Below are 19,055 nucleotides of genomic sequence, written 5' to 3'. Positions count from 1 at the left end.
CAGACGATGTGGGTTACGTTCATATAAAAGAAAGACCGCAGGACTATGACTGGTCCCCTGCGCCCTTTCTTGTTCATCCGGCGATATCGCGAATGGCGATTTCACTCATGATGCGTTCAAGCACCTGATCGATGGACAACTCCGTAGAATCCAGCAGTATGGCGTCAGCCGCCGGCTTGAGCGGGGCTACTGCGCGCTGGGTATCACGCTCGTCGCGTGCACGGATCTCATCTAGCAGACTCGACAGACTAACACCATCGACTTTTCCCTTCAACTGCAAGTAACGGCGACGGGCACGTTCCTCGGCGCTGGCGGTCAGGAAAATCTTCAATGGAGCGCCGGGAAACACCACGGTGCCCATATCGCGACCATCAGCCACCAACCCAGGGGGCTCTTGAAAGGCCCGCTGACGCTGCAGCAGTGCGTCACGCACTGCCGGCAGCGCCGCCACTTGGGATGCCCAGGCACCAACCTGCTCATTGCGCAGGTCGTCGGTTACATCATCCCCTTCAAGATGATGCGTTGCGGATGACCTTCGGTCGCCCCAAGAAATTGCACGTCCAGATGAGCCGCCAGCAGCTTCAGCGATTCCTCATTGGTCAGATCCACACCGTGATTCCGGGCAGCGAACGCCAGCAGGCGATACAGGGCACCGGAGTCCAGCAGGCACCAGCCCAAACGCTTGGCGAGAATGCCGGCGATAGTGCCTTTGCCAGACCCGCTTGGCCCATCGATGGTGATCACGGGTGCCTTGATGTTCACGACTTGGCCTCTTGCGCAACGCGGATACCGACTTGGGCGCACAAGGCGAGGAAGTTCGGGAAAGAGGTGGCAACGTTGGCGCAGTCGTGAATACGGATCGGCGCATTGGCCCGCAACGAGGCCACACTGAACGCCATGGCAATACGGTGATCGCCGTGACCGTGTACTTCACCACCGCCAATCTGGCTACCGTCGATGATGATCCCGTCCGGGGTTGGCTCGCACTTGACGCCCAAGGCCAGCAGGCCATCAGCCATCACCTGAATACGATCCGACTCTTTTACCCGCAACTCTTCCGCGCCGCGCAGCACGGTACGGCCTTCAGCGCAGGCCGCCGCCACGAACAGCACCGGGAATTCGTCAATCGCCAATGGAACCAGCTCTTCGGGAATCTCGATCCCCTTGAGCTTAGCCGCCCGAACCCGCAGGTCCGCTACTGGCTCGCCACCGACTTCGCGCTGGTTTTCCAGGCTGATATCCGCGCCCATCAAGCGCAGGATGTCGATCACCCCGGTACGAGTCGGGTTGATGCCGACGTGCTCAAGCACCAACTCGGAACCTTCAGCAATGGAAGCAGCCACCAGGAAGAATGCCGCGGAGGAAATGTCCGCCGGCACTTCAATATGGGTCGCCTTCAGCTTGCCGCCAGACTCGACCGACGCCGTAGCGCCCTCGACGGTTACCGGGTAGCCGAAACCACGCAACATGCGCTCGGTATGGTCCCGCGTCGGCGCAGGCTCAGTGACCGTAGTCTTGCCTTCAGCGTACAAACCAGCCAACAGCAGGCAGGATTTCACCTGGGCGCTGGCCATCGGCATGGTGTAAGTCAGGCCCTTGAGCTTGTGACCACCGCGAATGACCATCGGTGGACGGCCCTCCGGTGCGGTTTCGATGACCGCGCCCATTTCTCGCAACGGGTTGGCTACGCGATTCATTGGACGCTTGGACAGCGAGGCATCCCCGGTCAGGGTGCTGTCGAAGTTCTGTGCGGCCAGCAGGCCCGACAACAGACGCATCGAAGTGCCGGAGTTACCCAGATAGATCGGGCCCGGAGCAGGCTTGAGGCCGTGCAGGCCAACGCCGTGAATGGTCACGCGACCATGGTGCGGGCCTTCGATCACCACCCCCATATCACGGAACGCCTGGAGCGTTGCCAAGGCATCTTCACCCTCGAGGAAGCCTTCGACTTCGGTAGTGCCTTCAGCCAGGGAGCCGAGCATGATCGAGCGGTGAGAAATCGATTTGTCGCCTGGTACACGAATCCGCCCATTGAGGCGGCCACCAGGATTTGCCAGGAAAATCAGGTCGTTGGAATTCATAGCGTCCACATAGGCCCGGCGGGCCAGGATTTTACTGAAATGCTCGCGGGCAACCCGGGCGCGAGTGAATACGCCCAACAGCTGGTGCCCGTCCCCTGCATCGACCGCGTCGCGCAAGGCGTCGAGGTCGTTGCGAAATGTATCGAGTGTGCGCAAAACCGCTTCGCGATTGGCGAGGAAGATGTCATGCCACATGACCGGGTCACTGCCGGCGATTCTCGTGAAATCGCGGAAACCGCCAGCAGCGTAACGGAAGATGTCGAGATTTTCACTGCGCTTGGCCAAGGAGTCGACCAAACCAAACGCCAACAAGTGCGGCAGATGACTGGTCGCGGCCAACACTTCATCGTGACGCTCAACCTGCATGTGCTCGACATCCGCCCCCAGCTCGCGCCAAAGCCGGTCGACCACGGCCAGTGCGGTCGGATCCGTCTGCGCCAGCGGCGTCAGAATCACCTTATGTCGACGGAACAACTGGGGGTTGGAGGCTTCGACACCGCTCTGCTCGGAGCCGGCGATCGGATGCCCGGGCACGAAGTTCGCGGGCATGGCACCAAAGGCTTCGCGGGCAGCACGCACCACGTTGCCCTTGGCACTGCCGACGTCGGTCAGGATCGCCTGCCCCAGATCCATGCCCGCCAATAGGGCCAGCAACTTTTCCATGGCAAGGATCGGCACCGCCAGCTGAATCACGTCAGCCCCCTGGCACGCTAGCGCCAGGTCTTCCTCACATCGGTCCACCACCCCCAGCTCAACCGCCAACTGACGGGATTGCGGGTCGAGATCGACGCCGACCACTTCACGACAAACACCGCTTTCACGCAGGCCTTTGGCAAAGGAGCCGCCAATCAGCCCCAGGCCGACCACCACTAGGCGACCGATCATAGGCTTGGCAGATTGCATTGAAATGACATCACCCACGAGCCAGAACCTTGGTCAGCGCTTCGAGGAAGCGGCTGTTCTCCGCCGGCAGCCCGACGGTTATACGCAAGTGGTTCGGCATGCCGTAGTTGGCCACCGGCCGCACGATCACGCCCTCACGCAACAGGCCCTGAAACACCGGCGCCGCCACCTGCCCCAGGTCCACAGCAATGAAGTTGCCCTTGGAAGGGATCCAGCTCAGGCCCAGCGCCAGGAAGCCGGCCTCCAACTGCTGCATGCCCGCCTCGTTCAGGCGCCGACTTTCCGCCAGGTAATCAGCGTCCTGCAATGCTGCACAGGCGGCAGCCAGGGCCAGGCTGTTGACGTTGAAAGGCTGGCGCACGCGGTTCAGCACATCGGCCACCACCGGCGTCGACAAGCCATAACCCACACGCAAAGCGGCCAAGCCATAGGCCTTGGAGAAGGTTCGCGAGACCAGCAGGTTCGGGTAGGCCGCGAGGAAATCCAGGCCGTCCGGCAGGTCGCTGCCCTCGGCATACTCGATATAAGCCTCATCCAGCACCACCAATACGTGGGCGGGCACGTCTTGCAGGAATTCGTCCAGCGCCTCGGCACCGAACCAGGTCCCGGTCGGGTTGTTCGGGTTGGCGATGAAGACTACGCGGGTGTTGGCGTCGATGGCCTGGAGCATGGCCGGCAGGTCGTGCCCCCACGCCTTGGCAGGCACTACGCGCACGTCAGCCCCGACGGCCTGAGTCACGATCGGATACACCGCAAACGCGTGTTCGCTGAATACCGCATTCAAACCAGGAGCCAGGTAGGCACGGGCCACCAACTCGAGGATGTCATTGGAACCGTTGCCCAAGGTCACCTGGTCAAGCTCTACCCCACAGCGCTCGGCCAGCAGGGTCTTGAGGGCGAAGCCGTTGCCATCCGGATAGCGGGTCAGCTCCGCCAGCTCATCACGAATCGCCGCCAACGCCCGCGGGCTGGCGCCCAGAGGGTTTTCATTGCTCGCCAGCTTGACGATCCGCGACGGATCGATGTCCAGCTCACGCGCCAGTTCGTCCACAGGCTTGCCCGGAACGTAAGGCGAAAGTTGTTGCACGCCTGGCTGGGCCAGCGCGAGGAAGTCGCCACTCATTGTCAAAGCCTCAGAGAACCGCTTTCGGGTAGGAACCCAGCACCTTGAGTGCCACTGCTTCCTGACTGATCTTCTCCAGCACACCCTTGATCAACGGATCACGGTGATGGCCAACGAAGTCGATAAAGAACACATAGGTCCATTTGCCGCTGCGCGAAGGTCGAGTCTCGATCCGCGTCAGGTCGATGCCATTGTCATGAAACGGCACCAGCAGTTCGTGCAGCGCACCCGGTTTGTTGCTCATGGAAACGATGATCGAGGTTTTGTCGTCGCCCGTGGGCGGTACTTCCTGATTGCCGATCATCAAGAACCGCGTGGAGTTGTCCGGACGGTCTTCGATTTTCTCGGCCAGGCGAATCAGACCGTACAAGCCTGCAGCCATGTCGCCGGCGATTGCCGCGGAGTTCCACTCGCCCTTGACCCGCTTCGCTGCCTCGGCATTGCTGGACACCGCCACGCGTTCGACATTCGGGTAATGAGCGTCCAGCCACTTGCGGCACTGCGCCAGGGACTGAGCGTGGGAGTAGATCCGGCTGATGCTGTCGGTCTTGGTGTTTTCACCCACCAGCAGGTGGTGGTGAATGCGCAGCTCGACTTCGCCACAGATCACCATGTCGTGCTCAAGGAAGCTGTCGAGGGTGTGGTTGACCGCGCCCTCGGTGGAGTTTTCCACCGGAACAACGCCAAAATTCACCGCACCGGCCGCCACTTCGCGGAACACTTCATCGATCGCCGCCATCGGCTTGCTGATCACCGCGTGGCCGAAATGCTTCATGGCCGCCGCTTGGGTGAAGGTGCCTTCCGGGCCGAGATAAGCCACTTTCAGCGGCTGTTCCAGCGCCAGGCACGAGGACATGATTTCGCGGAACAACCGCGCCATCTCTTCGTTGCCCAGCGGCCCCTGGTTGCGCTCCATCACCCGCTTGAGCACCTGAGCTTCACGCTCAGGACGATAGAACACCGGCACTTCGCCTTCGGCCAGCGAGGCCATCTTGACTCGCGCGACTTCCTGGGCGCAGCGCGCACGCTCACTGATCAGCTCCAGGACTTTGGCGTCCAGAGCATCAATGCGTACGCGCAGTGCCTTGAGTTCTTGCTCAGACATTAGCCGTGTTCCTTCTCGAACTCTGCCATGTACGCCACCAGCGCGTTGACCGCGTTGATGTCGACGGCGTTGTAGATGGAGGCGCGCATGCCGCCGACCGAGCGGTGGCCCTTGAGGTTCAGCAGGCCGCGAGCTTCAGCACCGACCAGGAATGGCTTGTCCAGACGATCATCAGCCAGACGGAACGGCACGTTCATCCACGAGCGATCCGACTTGTTGATCGGGTTGCTGTACAGGCCGCTGGCGTCGATGAAGTCGTACAGCGTGCGCTGCTTGACGTCATTGAGCTTGCCGATGGCCTCTACGCCGCCCTGCTCCTTGAGCCACTCGAACACCAGGCCCGAGAGGTACCAGGCCAGGGTTGGCGGAGTGTTGTACATGGAGCCATTGTCGGCCGCGACCTTGTAATCGAGCATGGTCGGGCACAACGAACGGGCACGACCCAGCAGGTCCTCGCGAATGATGTTCACCAGGATGCCGCTCGGGCCGATGTTTTTCTGGGCACCGGCGTAGATCATGCCGAAACGCGAGATATCCACAGGACGGGAGAGGATGTCCGAAGACATGTCGGCCACCAGCGGTACATCGCCGGTTTCCGGGATCCAGTTGAATTCCAGGCCGCCGATGGTTTCGTTCGGTGCGTAATGCACGTAAGCCGCGTCCTTGGACAGCTGCCATTCGTTCTGGCCAGGAATGGCGAAATAGTCGTAAGGCTTGGCCGTCGCCGCCACATTCACGTGGCCGTAGCGCGAGGCTTCTTCGATGGCTTTCTGCGACCAGATACCGGTGTCGATATAGTCGGCCTTGCCAGTTTCGGGCAACAGGTTCAGAGGGATCTGAGCAAATTGCTGGCTGGCGCCACCTTGCAGAAACAGCACTTTATAGTTCGAGGGGATATTCAGCAGGTCACGCAGATCCTGCTCGGCCTTGGTGGCAATGGACACGAACTCATCACTGCGATGGCTCATCTCCATGACCGACAGACCCTTGCCATGCCAGTCCAGCAACTCGGCCTGGGCACGCGACAGGACAGCTTCAGGTAGCGCAGCGGGACCTGCGCAGAAGTTATAGGCTCGTTTGCTCACATCCACTCTCGCTATGCATTCACGGTAGCGGACAGAGCAAACACTCTGCCCTGCTACGATTTAATTAGTCTTGCGACTCTTCTTCGCCTGCGGCATCTGCCTGTTGGCCTTCGGTTGCGTCATCCGCATCGGTCACCGCATCCAGCACGGCTCCTTCGAATTCGGCACCCTCTTCGCCTTCCAGCTCGTCGCCTTCGACTTCCGATGGCTCCTGCACCCGCTCCAGGCCCACCAGGGTTTCATCACTGGCCAACTTGATCAGGGTCACGCCCTGAGTGTTGCGACCCAGGCTGGACACTTCGCCCACACGAGTACGCACCAGAGTGCCCTGGTCGGAAATCAGCATGATCTCTTCGCCATCCAGCACTTGGACCGCACCGACCAGACGGCCGTTACGCTCGTTGCTGACCATGGCGATCACACCCTGGCCGCCACGCTTGTACTCTGGGAACTCGCTGATAGCCGTACGCTTGCCGTAACCACGCGCCGAGGCGGTGAGGATCTGGCTGCCTTCTTCCGGGATCAGCATGGAAATCAGCTTCTGCCCTTCCGGCAGGCGCATACCGCGCACACCGCGAGCGGTACGGCCCATGGCACGGACGTCGGACTCTTTGAAACGAGTGACCTTGCCGCCATCGGAGAACAGCATGACTTCACGCTCGCCATCGGTGATGGCGCCGAGATCAGTACGTCACCTTCATCCAGCTCCAGGGCGATCAGGCCCACGCTGCGCTGACGGCTGAAGGATTCCAGCGGGGTCTTCTTCACGGTGCCCTTGGCGGTGGCCATGAAGATGAAGTGACCTTCGGTGTACTCGTCGACCGGCAGCATGGTGGTGATGTACTCATCACTGTCCAGCGGCAACAGGTTGACCAGCGGACGACCGCGAGCGGCACGGGATGCTTCGGGAATTTCGTAAGTCTTCAGCCAATACACCTTGCCCTTGCTGGAGAACAGCAGCAGCGTGGTGTGGCTGTTGGCGACCAGCAGGTGAGCGATGTAGTCCTCATCCTTGACGCCAGTAGCCGACTTACCTTTACCGCCACGACGCTGGGCCTGGTACGCAGCCAGTGGCTGGGTCTTGGCATAACCACCGTGGGAGATGGTCACTACGCGCTCTTCTTCCGGGATCATGTCACCCAGGGTCAGGTCGAGACGGGCATCGAGAATTTCGGTGCGACGCACATCGCCATACTCCGCACGGATCACTTCCAGCTCTTCGCGGATCACTTCCATCAGGCGCGTGGCGCTGTTTAGGATGCGGATCAGCTCGCCGATCTGATTGAGAATCTCCTGGTACTCGGCCAGCAGTTTTTCATGCTCGAGGCCGGTCAGGCGGTGCAGGCGCAGTTCCAGGATGGCTTGCGCCTGCTCCGGGGACAGGAAGTACTTACCGTCGCGCAGACCGTATTGCGGGTCGAGGTTTTCCGGACGGCAGGAGTCGGCGCCGGCGCGCTCGACCATGGTCATCACCGCACTGGATTCCCAAGGGGTGCTGATCAGCGCTTCCTTGGCTTCCGACGGCGTTGGCGAGGCTTTGATCAGGGCGATGACCGGGTCGATGTTGGACAGGGCAACGGCCTGGCCTTCAAGGATGTGGCCACGCTCACGCGCCTTGCGCAGTTCGAACACGGTACGACGGGTCACCACTTCGCGACGGTGACGAACGAAGGCTTCCAACAGATCCTTGAGGTTAAGGATCCGTGGGCGGCCATCGATCAGCGCGACGATGTTGATACCGAATACAGCTTGCAGTTGGGTCTGGGCGTAGAGGTTGTTGAGGATCACCTCCGGCACTTCGCCACGACGCAGCTCGATCACAACGCGCATACCGTCTTTGTCGGACTCGTCGCGCAGCTCGGTGATGCCTTCGAGCTTCTTCTCTTTCACCAGCTCGGCGATCTTCTCGATCAGACGGGCCTTGTTCAGTTGGTACGGCAACTCGGTGATGACGATCTGCTGGCGGCCGCCGACCTTGTCGATGTCTTCGATAATCGAGCGGGCGCGCATATAGATGCGACCACGGCCGGTGCGATAGGCCTCGATGATGCCTTCACGACCGTTGATGATCGCCGCGGTCGGGAAGTCCGGACCGGGGATGTACTGCATCAGGTCGTCGACAGTCAGTTCGGGGTTGTCGATCAGCGCCAGACAACCGTCGATGACTTCACCGAGGTTGTGCGGCGGGATGTTGGTCGCCATGCCCACGGCGATACCGCTGGAGCCGTTGACCAACAGGTTGGGGATCTTGGTCGGCATGACCGCCGGGATCATTTCAGTGCCGTCGTAGTTCGGCACCCAGTCCACGGTTTCTTTATGCAGGTCGCCAGCAGCTCGTGCGCCAGCTTGGTCATGCGCACTTCGGTGTATCGCATGGCCGCCGCGTTGTCGCCGTCGACCGAACCGAAGTTGCCCTGGCCGTCTACCAGCAGGTAGCGCAAGGAAAATGGCTGGGCCATCCGAACGATGGTGTCGTACACCGCGGTATCACCGTGAGGGTGATACTTACCGATCACGTCACCGACAACACGGGCAGATTTCTTGTACGGCTTGTTCCAGTCGTTACCGAGCTCGCTCATCGCGAACAGCACACGCCGGTGCACGGGCTTCAAGCCATCGCGCGCATCAGGCAGTGCCCGCCCGACAATTACGCTCATCGCGTAGTCGAGGTAGGACTGTTTCAGCTCGTCTTCGATATTGACCGGGAGGATTTCTTTGGCCAGTTCGCCCATGAGAAGCCTGATTCCTTTTTCTGGTGAAACTTCGTCACATCCATATGGGACGAACGAAGCTCGCCGCTGCAGGCTTAGTGCCATGCACCGACTTACGACAAATCAACAAGTTAGACCATGGATTTGCGCAGTGAAGGCAACCCCGCAGGGCTGCCTTGGAAACCGCCGGATGTTATCACAATCGCCGCCACGCACCTATCCCCCTGACAAGCATGGAACATAGTTAGTTGACCGGTGACAGCCTTATAGGCGGCCAGAGAAGCTCAGAGGCGGATTTCGCGATAAAATGCCGGTTTTTTCCTGACCGAACGACCTGCCAAAGGAGCAATCAGCGAAGCCTTTCGAGGAAAAACCTCAATGCAGGCGCTTGCGGCACATCAATTGGGCCATTTTTGCAGTATCGGGACGCTCGACAATGCCCTTTTCAGTGACGATCACATCAATCAGATCGGCCGGCGTGACATCGAAGACTGGATTGAAGGCCTCGACCTCTGCCCCCAGGCGCTTGCCGCCGACTTCCAGCAACTCAATGCCGTCACGCTCTTCCAGAGGAATTTCATCGCCACTGACCAGGCTCATGTCGATGGTGGAGCTGGGGGCGACAACCATGAAGCGCACGCCGTGGTGCATGGCATTGACCGCCAGTTGGTAGGTGCCGATCTTGTTCGCCACATCGCCGTTGGCGGCAATCCGGTCGGCACCGACGATCACCCAAGTAATGCCCTTGGTCTTCATGATATGGGCCGCGGCGGAGTCGGCATTCAGGGTCACAGGAATGCCTTCATTGACCAGCTCCCAGGCGGTCAGCCGTGAACCTTGCAACCAGGGCCGGGTTTCGTCGGCGTAGACCCGCTCCACCATGCCTTCCAGCCAGGCGCCGCGAATCACCCCCAGGGCCGTGCCAAACCCGCCAGTGGCCAAGGCTCCGGCATTGCAATGAGTCAACAGCGCCTGGGCATTGCCTTGATGACGGCGGATCAGGTCGACACCCAGTTGGGCCATGGTCAAGTTGGCCTCACGATCGCTTTCGTGAATCGCCAGGGCTTCGGCCTCCAGAACCGCCAACGGGTCGGTGTGATCCCGAGCACGCTCCAGGCGCTCGCGCATGCGATTCAAGGCCCAGAACAGGTTGACCGCAGTCGGACGCGAACCGGCCAGCAGGGTGAAGTCTTCCTCCAGCGCCGTCTGCCAGTCACCGCCGGCTGCGCGGCGCGCTCGTGCCGCCAGCACCATGCCATAAGCGGCGCTGATGCCGATCGCCGGAGCGCCGCGCACCACCATCGTGCGGATGGCCTCGGCCACCTCGGCGGCACTGGTGCAGGGAATCCAGGTTTCCTCAAACGGCAAAATGCGCTGATCGAGCAGATACAGGGCGTTGTCCCGCCAATCGATGGCTTTCACCTTCTCCGCCGCCAACAGTCGATCGCGCATCCTTCACCCCGCACTCATGAACAAAAGCCGCCGATTATAGCGATCCCCCGGCGAAGACGCTCGGGTATACTTCGCCATCCCTCACAAAAGCACTGGACCCGATCTTCGATGCCAAACCCTGTCGTTGCGCTCGACTTACTGCTGTTGCCGACTTGGTTGGTGCCTGTCGAACCCGCCGGCGTGGTCCTCAAAGAACACGGGCTGGGTATTCGTGACGGGCGCATTGCCTATATCGGTCCACGCGCAGAAGCCTTGAAGCTCGCCGCCAGTGAAGTCCGAGAGCTGCCGGGCATGCTGCTCAGCCCCGGGCTGATCAACGCCCACGGCCACGCGGCGATGACGCTGTTCCGCGGCCTGGCCGATGACCTGCCGCTGATGACCTGGCTCGAAAACCATATCTGGCCCGCCGAAGCCAAGTGGGTCGACGAGGCCTTCGTCCGCGACGGCACCGACCTGGCCATCGCCGAGCAGCTCAAAGGCGGCATCACCTGTTTCTCTGACATGTATTTCTTCCCGAAGGTCGCCAGCGAGCGGGTGCATAACAGCGGTATTCGCGCACAGATCGCCATTCCAATCCTGGACTTCCCCATTCCAGGCGCAGCCAGCGCTGACGAGGCCATCCGTCAGGGGGTGGAATTGTTCGGCGACCTCAAGCATCACCCGCGGATCAGCATCACCTTCGGCCCTCATGCACCCTACACCGTCGGTGATGAGAACCTGGAGAAAATCCGCGTGATCGCCGAGGAGCTGGACGCCTCGATTCATATGCACGTTCACGAAACCGCCTTCGAAGTGCAACAAGCGGTGGAGCAGCATGGCGAACGCCCGCTGGACCGCCTGGCACGCCTGGGTTTGCTGGGGCCGCGCTTCCAGGCCGTGCACATGACCCAGATCAGCGATGACGACCTGGCTTTGCTGGTAGAAACCAACAGCAGCGTCATCCATTGCCCGGAATCCAACCTCAAACTGGCCAGCGGCTTCTGCCCGGTGGAGCGTTTGTGGCTAGCCGGGGTCAACGTAGCCATAGGCACCGATGGCGCCGCCAGCAACAACGACCTGGACCTGCTCGGAGAAACCCGTACCGCCGCCCTGTTGGCCAAGGCAGTAGCTGGTTCGGCCACAGCGCTGGATGCCCATAGGGCCCTGCGTATGGCCACACTCAATGGCGCCCGAGCCATGGGCCTGGAAAGTGAAGTGGGCTCGCTGGAAGTGGGCAAGGCCGCTGACCTGGTGGCCTTCGACCTCTCCGGGCTGGCCCAGCAACCGATTTATGACCCGGTGTCGCAGTTGATCTATGCCACCGGCCGTGACTGCGTGAAACACCTGTGGGTCGCCGGCAAGCAATTGCTCGACGACCACCGCCTGACCCGCCTGGACGAAGAGCAGCTGTGCGCCACCGCCAGCGCCTGGGGCCGACGCATCAGCGGGCATGCCGAATAGAACCTCCCCTTGAGCCCTGCCTCAAGGCTGACAGCCGATTTTTTTAGATTTAGAGGATGACCCATGAGCAACGTCGACCACGCTGAAATCGCCAAATTCGAAGCCCTGGCCCATCGCTGGTGGGACCGCGAAAGCGAGTTCAAACCCCTGCACGACATCAACCCGCTGCGGGTCAACTGGATTGACGAGCGCGTCAACCTGGCTGGCAAGAAGGTCCTCGATGTCGGCTGCGGCGGCGGCATCCTCAGCGAAGCCATGGCCCAGCGTGGCGCCACGGTCATGGGTATCGACATGGGCGAAGCGCCCCTGGCCGTGGCCCAACTGCACCAGCTGGAATCCGGGGTCAGCGTCGAATACCGGCAGATCACCGCCGAAGCCCTGGCCGAAGAGATGCCTGAGCAATTCGACGTCGTCACCTGCCTGGAAATGCTCGAGCACGTTCCCGACCCGTCGTCGGTGATCCGTGCGTGCTTCCGCATGGTCAAGCCCGGTGGCCAGGTGTTCTTCTCCACCATCAACCGCAACCCCAAGGCCTATCTGTTCGCCATCATCGGTGCGGAATACATCATGAAGCTGCTGCCGCGCGGCACCCATGACTTCAAGAAATTCATCCGCCCTTCCGAACTCGGCGCCTGGAGCCGCTCGGCCGGCCTGACCGTCAAGGACATCATCGGCCTGACCTACAACCCCCTGACCAAGCACTACAAGCTGGCGGCGGACGTGGACGTCAACTACATGATCCAGACCCTGCGGGAGGAATAAGCCATGGCCATCAGAGCAGTTCTTTTCGACATGGACGGCACCCTGCTCGACACCGCGCCGGACTTTATCGCGGTCTGCCAGGCCATGCGCGCCGATCGCGGCCTGGCGCCGATCAACGACCAGCACATCCGCGACGAAATCTCCGGTGGCGCCAAGGCCATGGTGGCCGTGACCTTCTCCATGGACCCCGAATCCCCAGGGTTCGAGGAGCTGCGCCAGGAGTTTCTCGAGCGCTACCTCAAGCATTGCGCCGTCGACAGCAAGCTCTTCGACGGCATGGCCGAACTGCTGGCCGATATCGAAAACGCCAAGCTGATCTGGGGCGTGGTGACCAACAAGCCTTTGCGCTTCGCCGAACCGATCATGCAGCAACTGGGGCTGGCGGAGCGCTCGGCCCTGCTGATCTGCCCGGACCACGTGAAAAACAGCAAGCCGGACCCTGAACCCCTGATCCTCGCGTGCAAGATGCTCGACCTGGACCCGGCCAGCGTGCTGTTTGTCGGTGATGACCTGCGAGACATCGAGTCCGGGCGCGATGCCGGCACCAAAACCGCGGCAGTCACCTACGGCTACATCCACCCCGACGACAACCCCAAGCACTGGGGCGCCGACGTGGTCGTCGATCACCCGCTGGAACTGCGCAAGGTGCTGGATAACGCACTCTGCAGCTGCTGACCCTGCCCCTGCAGGAGCTGGCTTGCCCACGCTGGCGCCTTTGCCTTTGAATGAGCCTCATGGCTCAAGGGCCTCAGCACCAGCAAGCGGCTTCCTGCCATGAATTCTTGAGGTTGTTTATGTTTGATTACTCCGCACGCCCAGAACTGCTCAAAGGCCGGGTGATCCTGGTGACCGGGGCCGGTCGCGGGATCGGCGCAGCCGCGGCAAAAACCTATGCCGCCCACGGCGCCACCGTCCTGTTGCTGGGCAAGACCGAAGCCAACCTGACCCAGGTCTACGATGAGATCGAGGCGGCCGGCCACCCGCAGCCGGCAGTGATCCCCTTCAACCTGGAAACCGCTCAGCCCCACCAGTACGACGAACTGGCCGCCATGATCGAGACCGAGTTCGGCCACCTCGACGGGCTGTTGCACAACGCCTCGATCATCGGCCCGCGTACACCGCTGGAGCAGTTGTCCGGGGAAAACTTCATGCGGGTCATGCAAGTCAACGTCAACGCCATGTTCATGTTGACCAGCACCCTGTTGCCGCTACTGAAGCTGAGCCAGGACGCTTCGGTGGTGTTCACCTCCAGCAGTGTCGGCCGCAAAGGCCGCGCCTATTGGGGCGCCTACGGTGTGTCCAAGTTCGCCACCGAAGGCCTGATGCAAACCCTGGCGGACGAACTGGACGGCGTAGCGCCGGTACGTGCCAACAGCATCAACCCCGGCGCTACCCGCACCAGCATGCGCGCCCTGGCTTACCCGGGGGAAAACCCCAGCAACAACCCGGCGCCCGAAGCAATCATGCCGGTCTACCTGTACCTGATGGGCCCCGACAGCACCGGAATCAACGGCCAAGCCTTCGACGCTCAGTAACACCCTCCGTTCGTCGCGACGGAATACCGTCGCGACGCGCCACCATCCGTCTTTTAGCCCCCAGCCCCTGCCAAATAAATGACCGTCCACGGTAAAAGCCCGCCTGGACCGCCATTCAAGCATCTGAATTAAAAGACATTTCTATTTCAAGCTAACGAATGGCACGACTTTCGCTCTGGCTTCGCTCAGACACGCAGCCGATTGGCGCAGAGGGCATCCCCGCTGAACCGGGGCTTATAAGAGGCAGTAAAGCGGCATAGACTGTTCAGAAATGTCCTATGGGACTGATGGAACAGTACGACGCGCTGCCCCGAGCCGCTCTCACCCAGCCAGTCAGACTGCATTCAGTGCTCAGGGGGCTCACGCGGTATGAAAACACCCACCCAGACCAACGCCATTGATTTCGATAGCGCCAAGTTACAGCGCCTGGGTTTTGGCCAGCAGTCTTCCTCGCCACTGCTGCAGCGCCCGATCACTCCAGCTCAACTGCGCCAGCAACTGGGCCTGCAATTGCAAGCCAGCCTGGACCCACAACGCATCCTGGGGCAGTTTTTCCGTGAGGTTCAGCGCCTGGTTCCCCTCGACGCCCTGTCCTACCAGTACAAACCCAGCGACTTGCGCCTGGATTTCGGTCAACGCGGCCATCACTCCATCAGTTACAACCTGAGCCATGAAGGCGAGCCCATGGGCGAGCTGGTGTTCAAGCGCTACCAACGCTTCAGTGATGTCGAACAGGGTTATCTGGAGTCTCTGCTGTGCGCCCTGCTCTACCCCATGCGCAATGCCTTGCTCTATCGCGCCGCGACCCGCAGCGCCCTGCGTGACCCGCTGACCGAGACCGGCAATCGCGTGGCCATGGACCAGACCCTGCAACGGGAAATCGACATGTCCCGACGCCACCAGCAGCCGTTGTCGCTGCTGATGCTGGACATCGACCACTTCAAGAAGATCAACGACAGCCACGGCCACAGCGCCGGCGATGATGTGCTCAAAGCCGTGGCGGCCGCCATCAAAGGTCAGCTACGCAATGTGGATATGGTCTTTCGCTTTGGCGGGGAAGAGTTTCTGATCCTGCTCTCCAACACTGGACGCGAGGCCGCGGCCCTGGTGGGGGAGCGCCTGCGCCATGCGGCACAGGCTCAGGATTACAGCGCGGACGGCAACCTGATCGAACTCACGGTGAGCCTGGGTTGCTCAACACTGTTACCGGGGGAGTCCGCCGAAAGTCTATTGCGCCGGGCTGACAGCGCGCTGTACGTGGCCAAGCGCGAAGGCCGCAATCGACTGGCCATGGCGGGCTGACTCCGACTTCAACGGCCCTCTTCGGAGCCCCTCGGTTACGATCCTGAATCCCGGCAGGCCATGGCTGGCCCACCGGTGCCATCAACCTTCCGCCAATGCCAGTCGCTCACGGCTCACAGTGGACTTTTCCTGTTGCATGCAGCGCTCAAGGAACAAGTACATATAGTCGTAGCTCTTGCACACCGCTTGGCGCAGCTCGGCCTGCAACGCCTTGCTCGGGTTCATCCCGGCCAGGGTGCAGATGATTTCCAGAGCCTCCCAAGGATGGGCATCGTCATACTGGGCATGCATCTTCAGCCACTTCATGGCGCGCTTGCGTTCCTCTTCCGGGAAAGCCGCTGCATACAGACCGTTGGAGCAGACCAGCGCCGACCACTCACCCGTCGCCCCTTCAATGGCGTAGTTGGTGGCCGCGACCGCCACAATCAACGAGTCCGATGAGCTGGTGTGCCAGCACCAGTGACTCAGCGCGTGCAGCTCCGGCGCCACGTGCTGGGCTTGCAGATCCTCCAGGGTCACGCCGTGGGCGCGACTCCAATTCACCCAGTAGTCCGCATGGTTGAGTTCCACACGAATGTTGCGCATCAACCAGCGTCGCGCCATGTCCTCACCCGGGTGCCGGGCAAAACGGGTCTTGGTCAGGTTCTGGGCCATGTACAAGGCAAACTGCTCCACCACAGGCCAGCCACCAATCAGGTACTGGCGCATGGTCTTGGCACTGAGTTTGTTGTCGCGCATGCGCTGATACAGCTCATGTTCCACCACACGACGCTTGCTCTCGCTGCAATCCTGGATCAGTTGCTGAGCCCAGGCGGGGTAACTTGCGGCTTCCATGAGCGGGCCGGTTCGGTTGAATGTATCGATCACTGTCGGGCTCCTTTTTATGTGATTGGCTGATCAGTAAGAGATTTCAACGGAACGTGCCAGGCGCCTTGAATAACAGGGGCTGTGGTCGTACGGGTCGACATTGCAAGCTGTCACAGGTAAACAATTGCGGGCGTTCGATAACGTACCCTTGAGCGTAATCCACGCCGATCTCCAGCAATGCCTGCTCAATCTGCGGTGTTTCAACAAACTCGGCAATCGTGCGCTTACCCATGACATGGCCAATATGGTTGATCACCTCGACCATGGCACGGTTAATCGGGTCGTCCAGCATATCCTTTACGAAACTTCCATCGATCTTTAGGAAGTCTACAGGCAAATGTTTGAGATAAGCGAACGACGACATTCCCGCACAAAAGTCATCCAGCGAAAAGTGGCATCCCAAGCCTTTGAGTTCATTAATAAAACGGATCGCACTCCCCAAATTAGTGATCGCGCTGGTTTCAGTAATTTCAAAACAGATCATCTCTGGCGGAACGCCATAGGCGGAAAACTGGCTCCGCAAGAAGCCCAGAAAGTCGTCATCGCCGATGGTCGTGCCCGATAGATTGATGGCGCACATGGCCGTCGGCCCTTTACGCCCCTCGGCCATGCACTGGGCAATGATCTTGAACACGTTCTCTACCACCCAACGGTCCAGCGAGGTCATCAGGCCGTAACGCTCCGCCGCCGGGATGAAGCTGTCCGGCAGGATCATCCGACCGGCCTCGTCATGCAGGCGCAGCAGAATCTCGATGTGCCCGCCGCCGCTCTCGGTGTGGCCAAGGGCAAAAATCTCCTGGGCATAGAGACAGAAACGGTTCTCTTCCAGGGCCATATGCAACCGTTGGACCCAGGCCATTTCACCAAAGCGCAGGGACAACTCCGAATCGTCGGCATGGTAGACCTGCACCCGGTTGCGGCCTTTTTCCTTAGCCATGTAGCAGGCCATGTCGGCGGCCCGCAGCGAGGCTTCCAGCGTCGTAGGCGTCTGGGCCACGTGCACCAGGCCGATACTCACGGTGGTCACGAACGGCCTGCCCTTCCAGACAAAATGCAGGTTCTGCACAGTCTGGCGCAGGGCCTCGGCAATCTTTTCCGCCGCATCCGGCGGGCAGTTCTCCAGAAGGATGCCGAACTCATCGCCACCGAGGCGCGCCAGGGTGTCGCCCTCACGCAGGCCGGATTGCAGCAGTGCGCAGATATGCCGCAGCAGTTCGTCACCCGCCGCATGGCCGCAGGTATCGTTGACCAGCTTGAACTGATCCAGGTCCAGGAACATCAGCGAATGCCTGCCCGGCTGGCGCACCAGGTTCTGCAGGGCCTGTTCGAGGCGGAACTCGAACTCGCGCCGGTTGGCCAGCCCGGTCAAAGCATCATGGGTCGCTTGCCAGGACAGGTTGGCGATGTACTGCCGCTCCTGGGTCATGTCATGCAATACCAGCACAGTGCCGCTGACCTTGCCGGCATTCTGGATCGGCGCACCGACCAGGGTCACAGACACCGTGCTGCCATCAAGCCGCTGGATCAGCTTGGAATGCTCGCTGCCGCCACTGAGCTGGCCGCTGAGGATGTGCTCGATCAGGGTGAACCCGTCGGTCTGGGCGTTTTCATCCAACAGGTTGAACAACGAGGCCAGCGGCAACCCCGTGGCCTGCTCGGCTTTCCAGTGGGTCAGCGCCTCGGCCGCCGGGTTCATATAGGCGATAGCACCTTCGACATCGGTGGTAATCACCGCATCGCCAATGGACTGCAGGGTGATTTGCGCGCGCTCTTTTTCCAGTTGCAGCGCATCGGCAAAGGCATGGCGCTGGGCCAACAATTTGTGGGTACGCAGCAACGCCAGGGCGATCAGAATCAGCGCCGTGGCCAGGTTGGTGACCAGCAGAAGACGCAGGATCACCCGCGACCCCTCGCCCAGGGCGTCACTGAAGGCCTTGGCCGCCGGGGTCACGCCGTCGTTGATGGCCAGTATCTGGCTCTTCCAGCGATTGATATCGGCAGGGTCGGCACGACCGCTGGTAATACTCCGGTGCATCTCCTGCGCCACGTCATCCAGCTGCACCAGGTAGCTGTCACCTACGGTCCATAGGTCGATGGCCTTCTCCAGGTAACTGAAGTGGCGAAAGTTGAGGTACAGCCAGATCAGGCTGGAAACGTCATCCGGGTGGTTGCCGCCCTTGAGAATGCCCAGGCGCGCGGCTTCAAGGTCCGGCGGGTGACGGTCCAGCGCCAGGCGCAACTCGTGCCCACCCTGGGGCACGGCGATCGCGTTCTGGTATTTGAGGAACGTCGACTCGTCACGACCGTCGGCGTAAAGGTTGAGGTAGTAGATGGCATCTTTCTGCCCCTTGGACCACAGGCTTTCGCCGGCCACATAGCCGCGCACAGCCGATAGCACATAGAGACTGAGACCACCCAACAACGCTTGAAACACCACCACGGCGATAAAAGGCCAAACGATGCCCAATAACCGTGGGGTTCCGAGAGTTCGCTTTTGCTTCATGAGGCCCCTTGCATAAGCACTGCCAGATGAACACCCGAGTGATCCCACTCCTGAACCAACAGATTAGGCTACTTTGCATCTAGCAGAAGGCCAGCCTGTAAAGCGCTATAGGTTGTCGACGGGGGAAACTGCGACAGTGCCGAATTGAGTGGTCGTCCCCAGAGGAGACTTCATCATCAAGCCGAT

12 protein-coding genes and 2 pseudogenes are annotated in these 19,055 nt (G+C 60.8%); 5 read left to right on the top strand and 9 right to left on the bottom strand.

Annotation, left to right across the window (positions count from 1 at the left end):
• Window positions 1-73: 73 nt before the first annotated feature.
• The 7 genes and pseudogenes from cmk to mtnA all read right to left on the bottom strand — a co-directional run bounded on the left by cmk (window position 74) and on the right by mtnA (window position 10,460).
• A pseudogene (cmk, locus tag M1B34_RS21375) lies at window positions 74-762 on the bottom strand ((d)CMP kinase).
• Window positions 759-2,966 carry a bifunctional prephenate dehydrogenase/3-phosphoshikimate 1-carboxyvinyltransferase gene (locus M1B34_RS21370; protein ID WP_259740343.1) on the bottom strand — a complete coding sequence of 736 codons (2,208 nt, stop codon included), beginning with the start codon at window positions 2,964-2,966 and terminating at the stop codon, window positions 759-761. The pseudogene cmk and the gene M1B34_RS21370 overlap by 4 nt, the downstream one beginning before the upstream one ends.
• A gap of 28 nt (window positions 2,967-2,994) precedes the next feature.
• Complete coding sequence (gene hisC, locus M1B34_RS21365; RefSeq protein WP_268266161.1) at window positions 2,995-4,107, bottom strand: histidinol-phosphate transaminase; 1,113 nt, start codon at window positions 4,105-4,107, stop codon at window positions 2,995-2,997.
• A 10-nt stretch (window positions 4,108-4,117) separates the two neighbouring features.
• Window positions 4,118-5,212, bottom strand: coding sequence for a prephenate dehydratase (pheA, locus tag M1B34_RS21360; protein WP_123328279.1), 1,095 nt, complete (start codon window positions 5,210-5,212; stop codon window positions 4,118-4,120).
• The gene (serC, locus tag M1B34_RS21355) at window positions 5,212-6,297 is read right to left on the bottom strand and encodes a 3-phosphoserine/phosphohydroxythreonine transaminase (RefSeq protein ID WP_123328802.1); all 1,086 of its coding nucleotides are present in this window, start codon (window positions 6,295-6,297) and stop codon (window positions 5,212-5,214) included. Before serC ends, pheA begins: the two co-directional genes overlap by 1 nt.
• A 64-nt stretch (window positions 6,298-6,361) precedes the next feature.
• A pseudogene (gene gyrA / locus M1B34_RS21350) lies at window positions 6,362-9,029 on the bottom strand (DNA gyrase subunit A).
• A gap of 354 nt (window positions 9,030-9,383) precedes the next feature.
• Window positions 9,384-10,460: an S-methyl-5-thioribose-1-phosphate isomerase gene (mtnA, locus tag M1B34_RS21345; RefSeq protein ID WP_268266160.1), complete on the bottom strand. Its 1,077-nt coding sequence runs from the start codon at window positions 10,458-10,460 to the stop codon at window positions 9,384-9,386.
• Window positions 10,461-10,568: 108 nt separating this feature from the next.
• Between mtnA and M1B34_RS21340 the strand changes: the two genes are divergently transcribed.
• From M1B34_RS21340 to M1B34_RS21320, 5 genes are all read left to right on the top strand, one after another.
• Complete coding sequence (locus tag M1B34_RS21340) at window positions 10,569-11,900, top strand: TRZ/ATZ family hydrolase (protein WP_268266159.1); 1,332 nt, start codon at window positions 10,569-10,571, stop codon at window positions 11,898-11,900.
• A 63-nt stretch (window positions 11,901-11,963) separates the two neighbouring features.
• Window positions 11,964-12,662: a bifunctional 2-polyprenyl-6-hydroxyphenol methylase/3-demethylubiquinol 3-O-methyltransferase UbiG gene (ubiG, locus tag M1B34_RS21335; RefSeq protein ID WP_045881902.1), complete on the top strand. Its 699-nt coding sequence runs from the start codon at window positions 11,964-11,966 to the stop codon at window positions 12,660-12,662.
• A gap of 3 nt (window positions 12,663-12,665) precedes the next feature.
• Entirely contained in the window at window positions 12,666-13,337 is a 672-nt protein-coding gene (mupP, locus tag M1B34_RS21330; protein ID WP_268261608.1) for an N-acetylmuramic acid 6-phosphate phosphatase MupP, read from the top strand.
• A gap of 119 nt (window positions 13,338-13,456) precedes the next feature.
• The gene (locus M1B34_RS21325; RefSeq protein WP_123328803.1) at window positions 13,457-14,197 is read left to right on the top strand and encodes a YciK family oxidoreductase; all 741 of its coding nucleotides are present in this window, start codon (window positions 13,457-13,459) and stop codon (window positions 14,195-14,197) included.
• Window positions 14,198-14,566: 369 nt separating this feature from the next.
• Window positions 14,567-15,499: a GGDEF domain-containing protein gene (locus M1B34_RS21320; RefSeq protein WP_268266158.1), complete on the top strand. Its 933-nt coding sequence runs from the start codon at window positions 14,567-14,569 to the stop codon at window positions 15,497-15,499.
• Between the two features lie 81 nt (window positions 15,500-15,580).
• Here M1B34_RS21320 and M1B34_RS21315 read toward each other — a convergent pair whose 3' ends face one another.
• Window positions 15,581-16,333: an iron-containing redox enzyme family protein gene (locus M1B34_RS21315; protein WP_279653402.1), complete on the bottom strand. Its 753-nt coding sequence runs from the start codon at window positions 16,331-16,333 to the stop codon at window positions 15,581-15,583.
• Between the two features lie 76 nt (window positions 16,334-16,409).
• Window positions 16,410-18,869, bottom strand: a complete 2,460-nt coding sequence (locus M1B34_RS21310; RefSeq protein WP_268266157.1) for an EAL domain-containing protein — start codon at window positions 18,867-18,869, stop codon at window positions 16,410-16,412.
• Window positions 18,870-19,055 lie beyond the last annotated feature (186 nt).

It is taken from the genome of Pseudomonas morbosilactucae, from assembly GCF_023241715.1.
Classification (GTDB): Bacteria; Pseudomonadota; Gammaproteobacteria; order Pseudomonadales; family Pseudomonadaceae; genus Aquipseudomonas; species Aquipseudomonas morbosilactucae.
This window is presented reverse-complemented; position numbering and strand designations above follow the sequence as displayed.

Excerpts from the sequence above, each read along its gene's own strand:
- pheA (WP_123328279.1), bottom strand. The coding sequence starts at position 5,212 with ATGTCTGAGCAAGAACTCAAGGCACTGCGCGTACGCATTGATGCTCTG.
- M1B34_RS21325 (WP_123328803.1), top strand. The coding sequence starts at position 13,457 with ATGTTTGATTACTCCGCACGCCCAGAACTGCTCAAAGGCCGGGTGATC.
- M1B34_RS21340 (WP_268266159.1), top strand. The coding sequence starts at position 10,569 with ATGCCAAACCCTGTCGTTGCGCTCGACTTACTGCTGTTGCCGACTTGG.
- M1B34_RS21315 (WP_279653402.1), bottom strand. The coding sequence starts at position 16,333 with ATGGAAGCCGCAAGTTACCCCGCCTGGGCTCAGCAACTGATCCAGGAT.
- M1B34_RS21370 (WP_259740343.1), bottom strand. The coding sequence starts at position 2,966 with ATGATCGGTCGCCTAGTGGTGGTCGGCCTGGGGCTGATTGGCGGCTCC.
- M1B34_RS21310 (WP_268266157.1), bottom strand. The coding sequence starts at position 18,869 with ATGAAGCAAAAGCGAACTCTCGGAACCCCACGGTTATTGGGCATCGTT.
- hisC (WP_268266161.1), bottom strand. The coding sequence starts at position 4,107 with ATGAGTGGCGACTTCCTCGCGCTGGCCCAGCCAGGCGTGCAACAACTT.
- mupP (WP_268261608.1), top strand. The coding sequence starts at position 12,666 with ATGGCCATCAGAGCAGTTCTTTTCGACATGGACGGCACCCTGCTCGAC.
- mtnA (WP_268266160.1), bottom strand. The coding sequence starts at position 10,460 with ATGCGCGATCGACTGTTGGCGGCGGAGAAGGTGAAAGCCATCGATTGG.
- M1B34_RS21320 (WP_268266158.1), top strand. The coding sequence starts at position 14,567 with ATGAAAACACCCACCCAGACCAACGCCATTGATTTCGATAGCGCCAAG.
- ubiG (WP_045881902.1), top strand. The coding sequence starts at position 11,964 with ATGAGCAACGTCGACCACGCTGAAATCGCCAAATTCGAAGCCCTGGCC.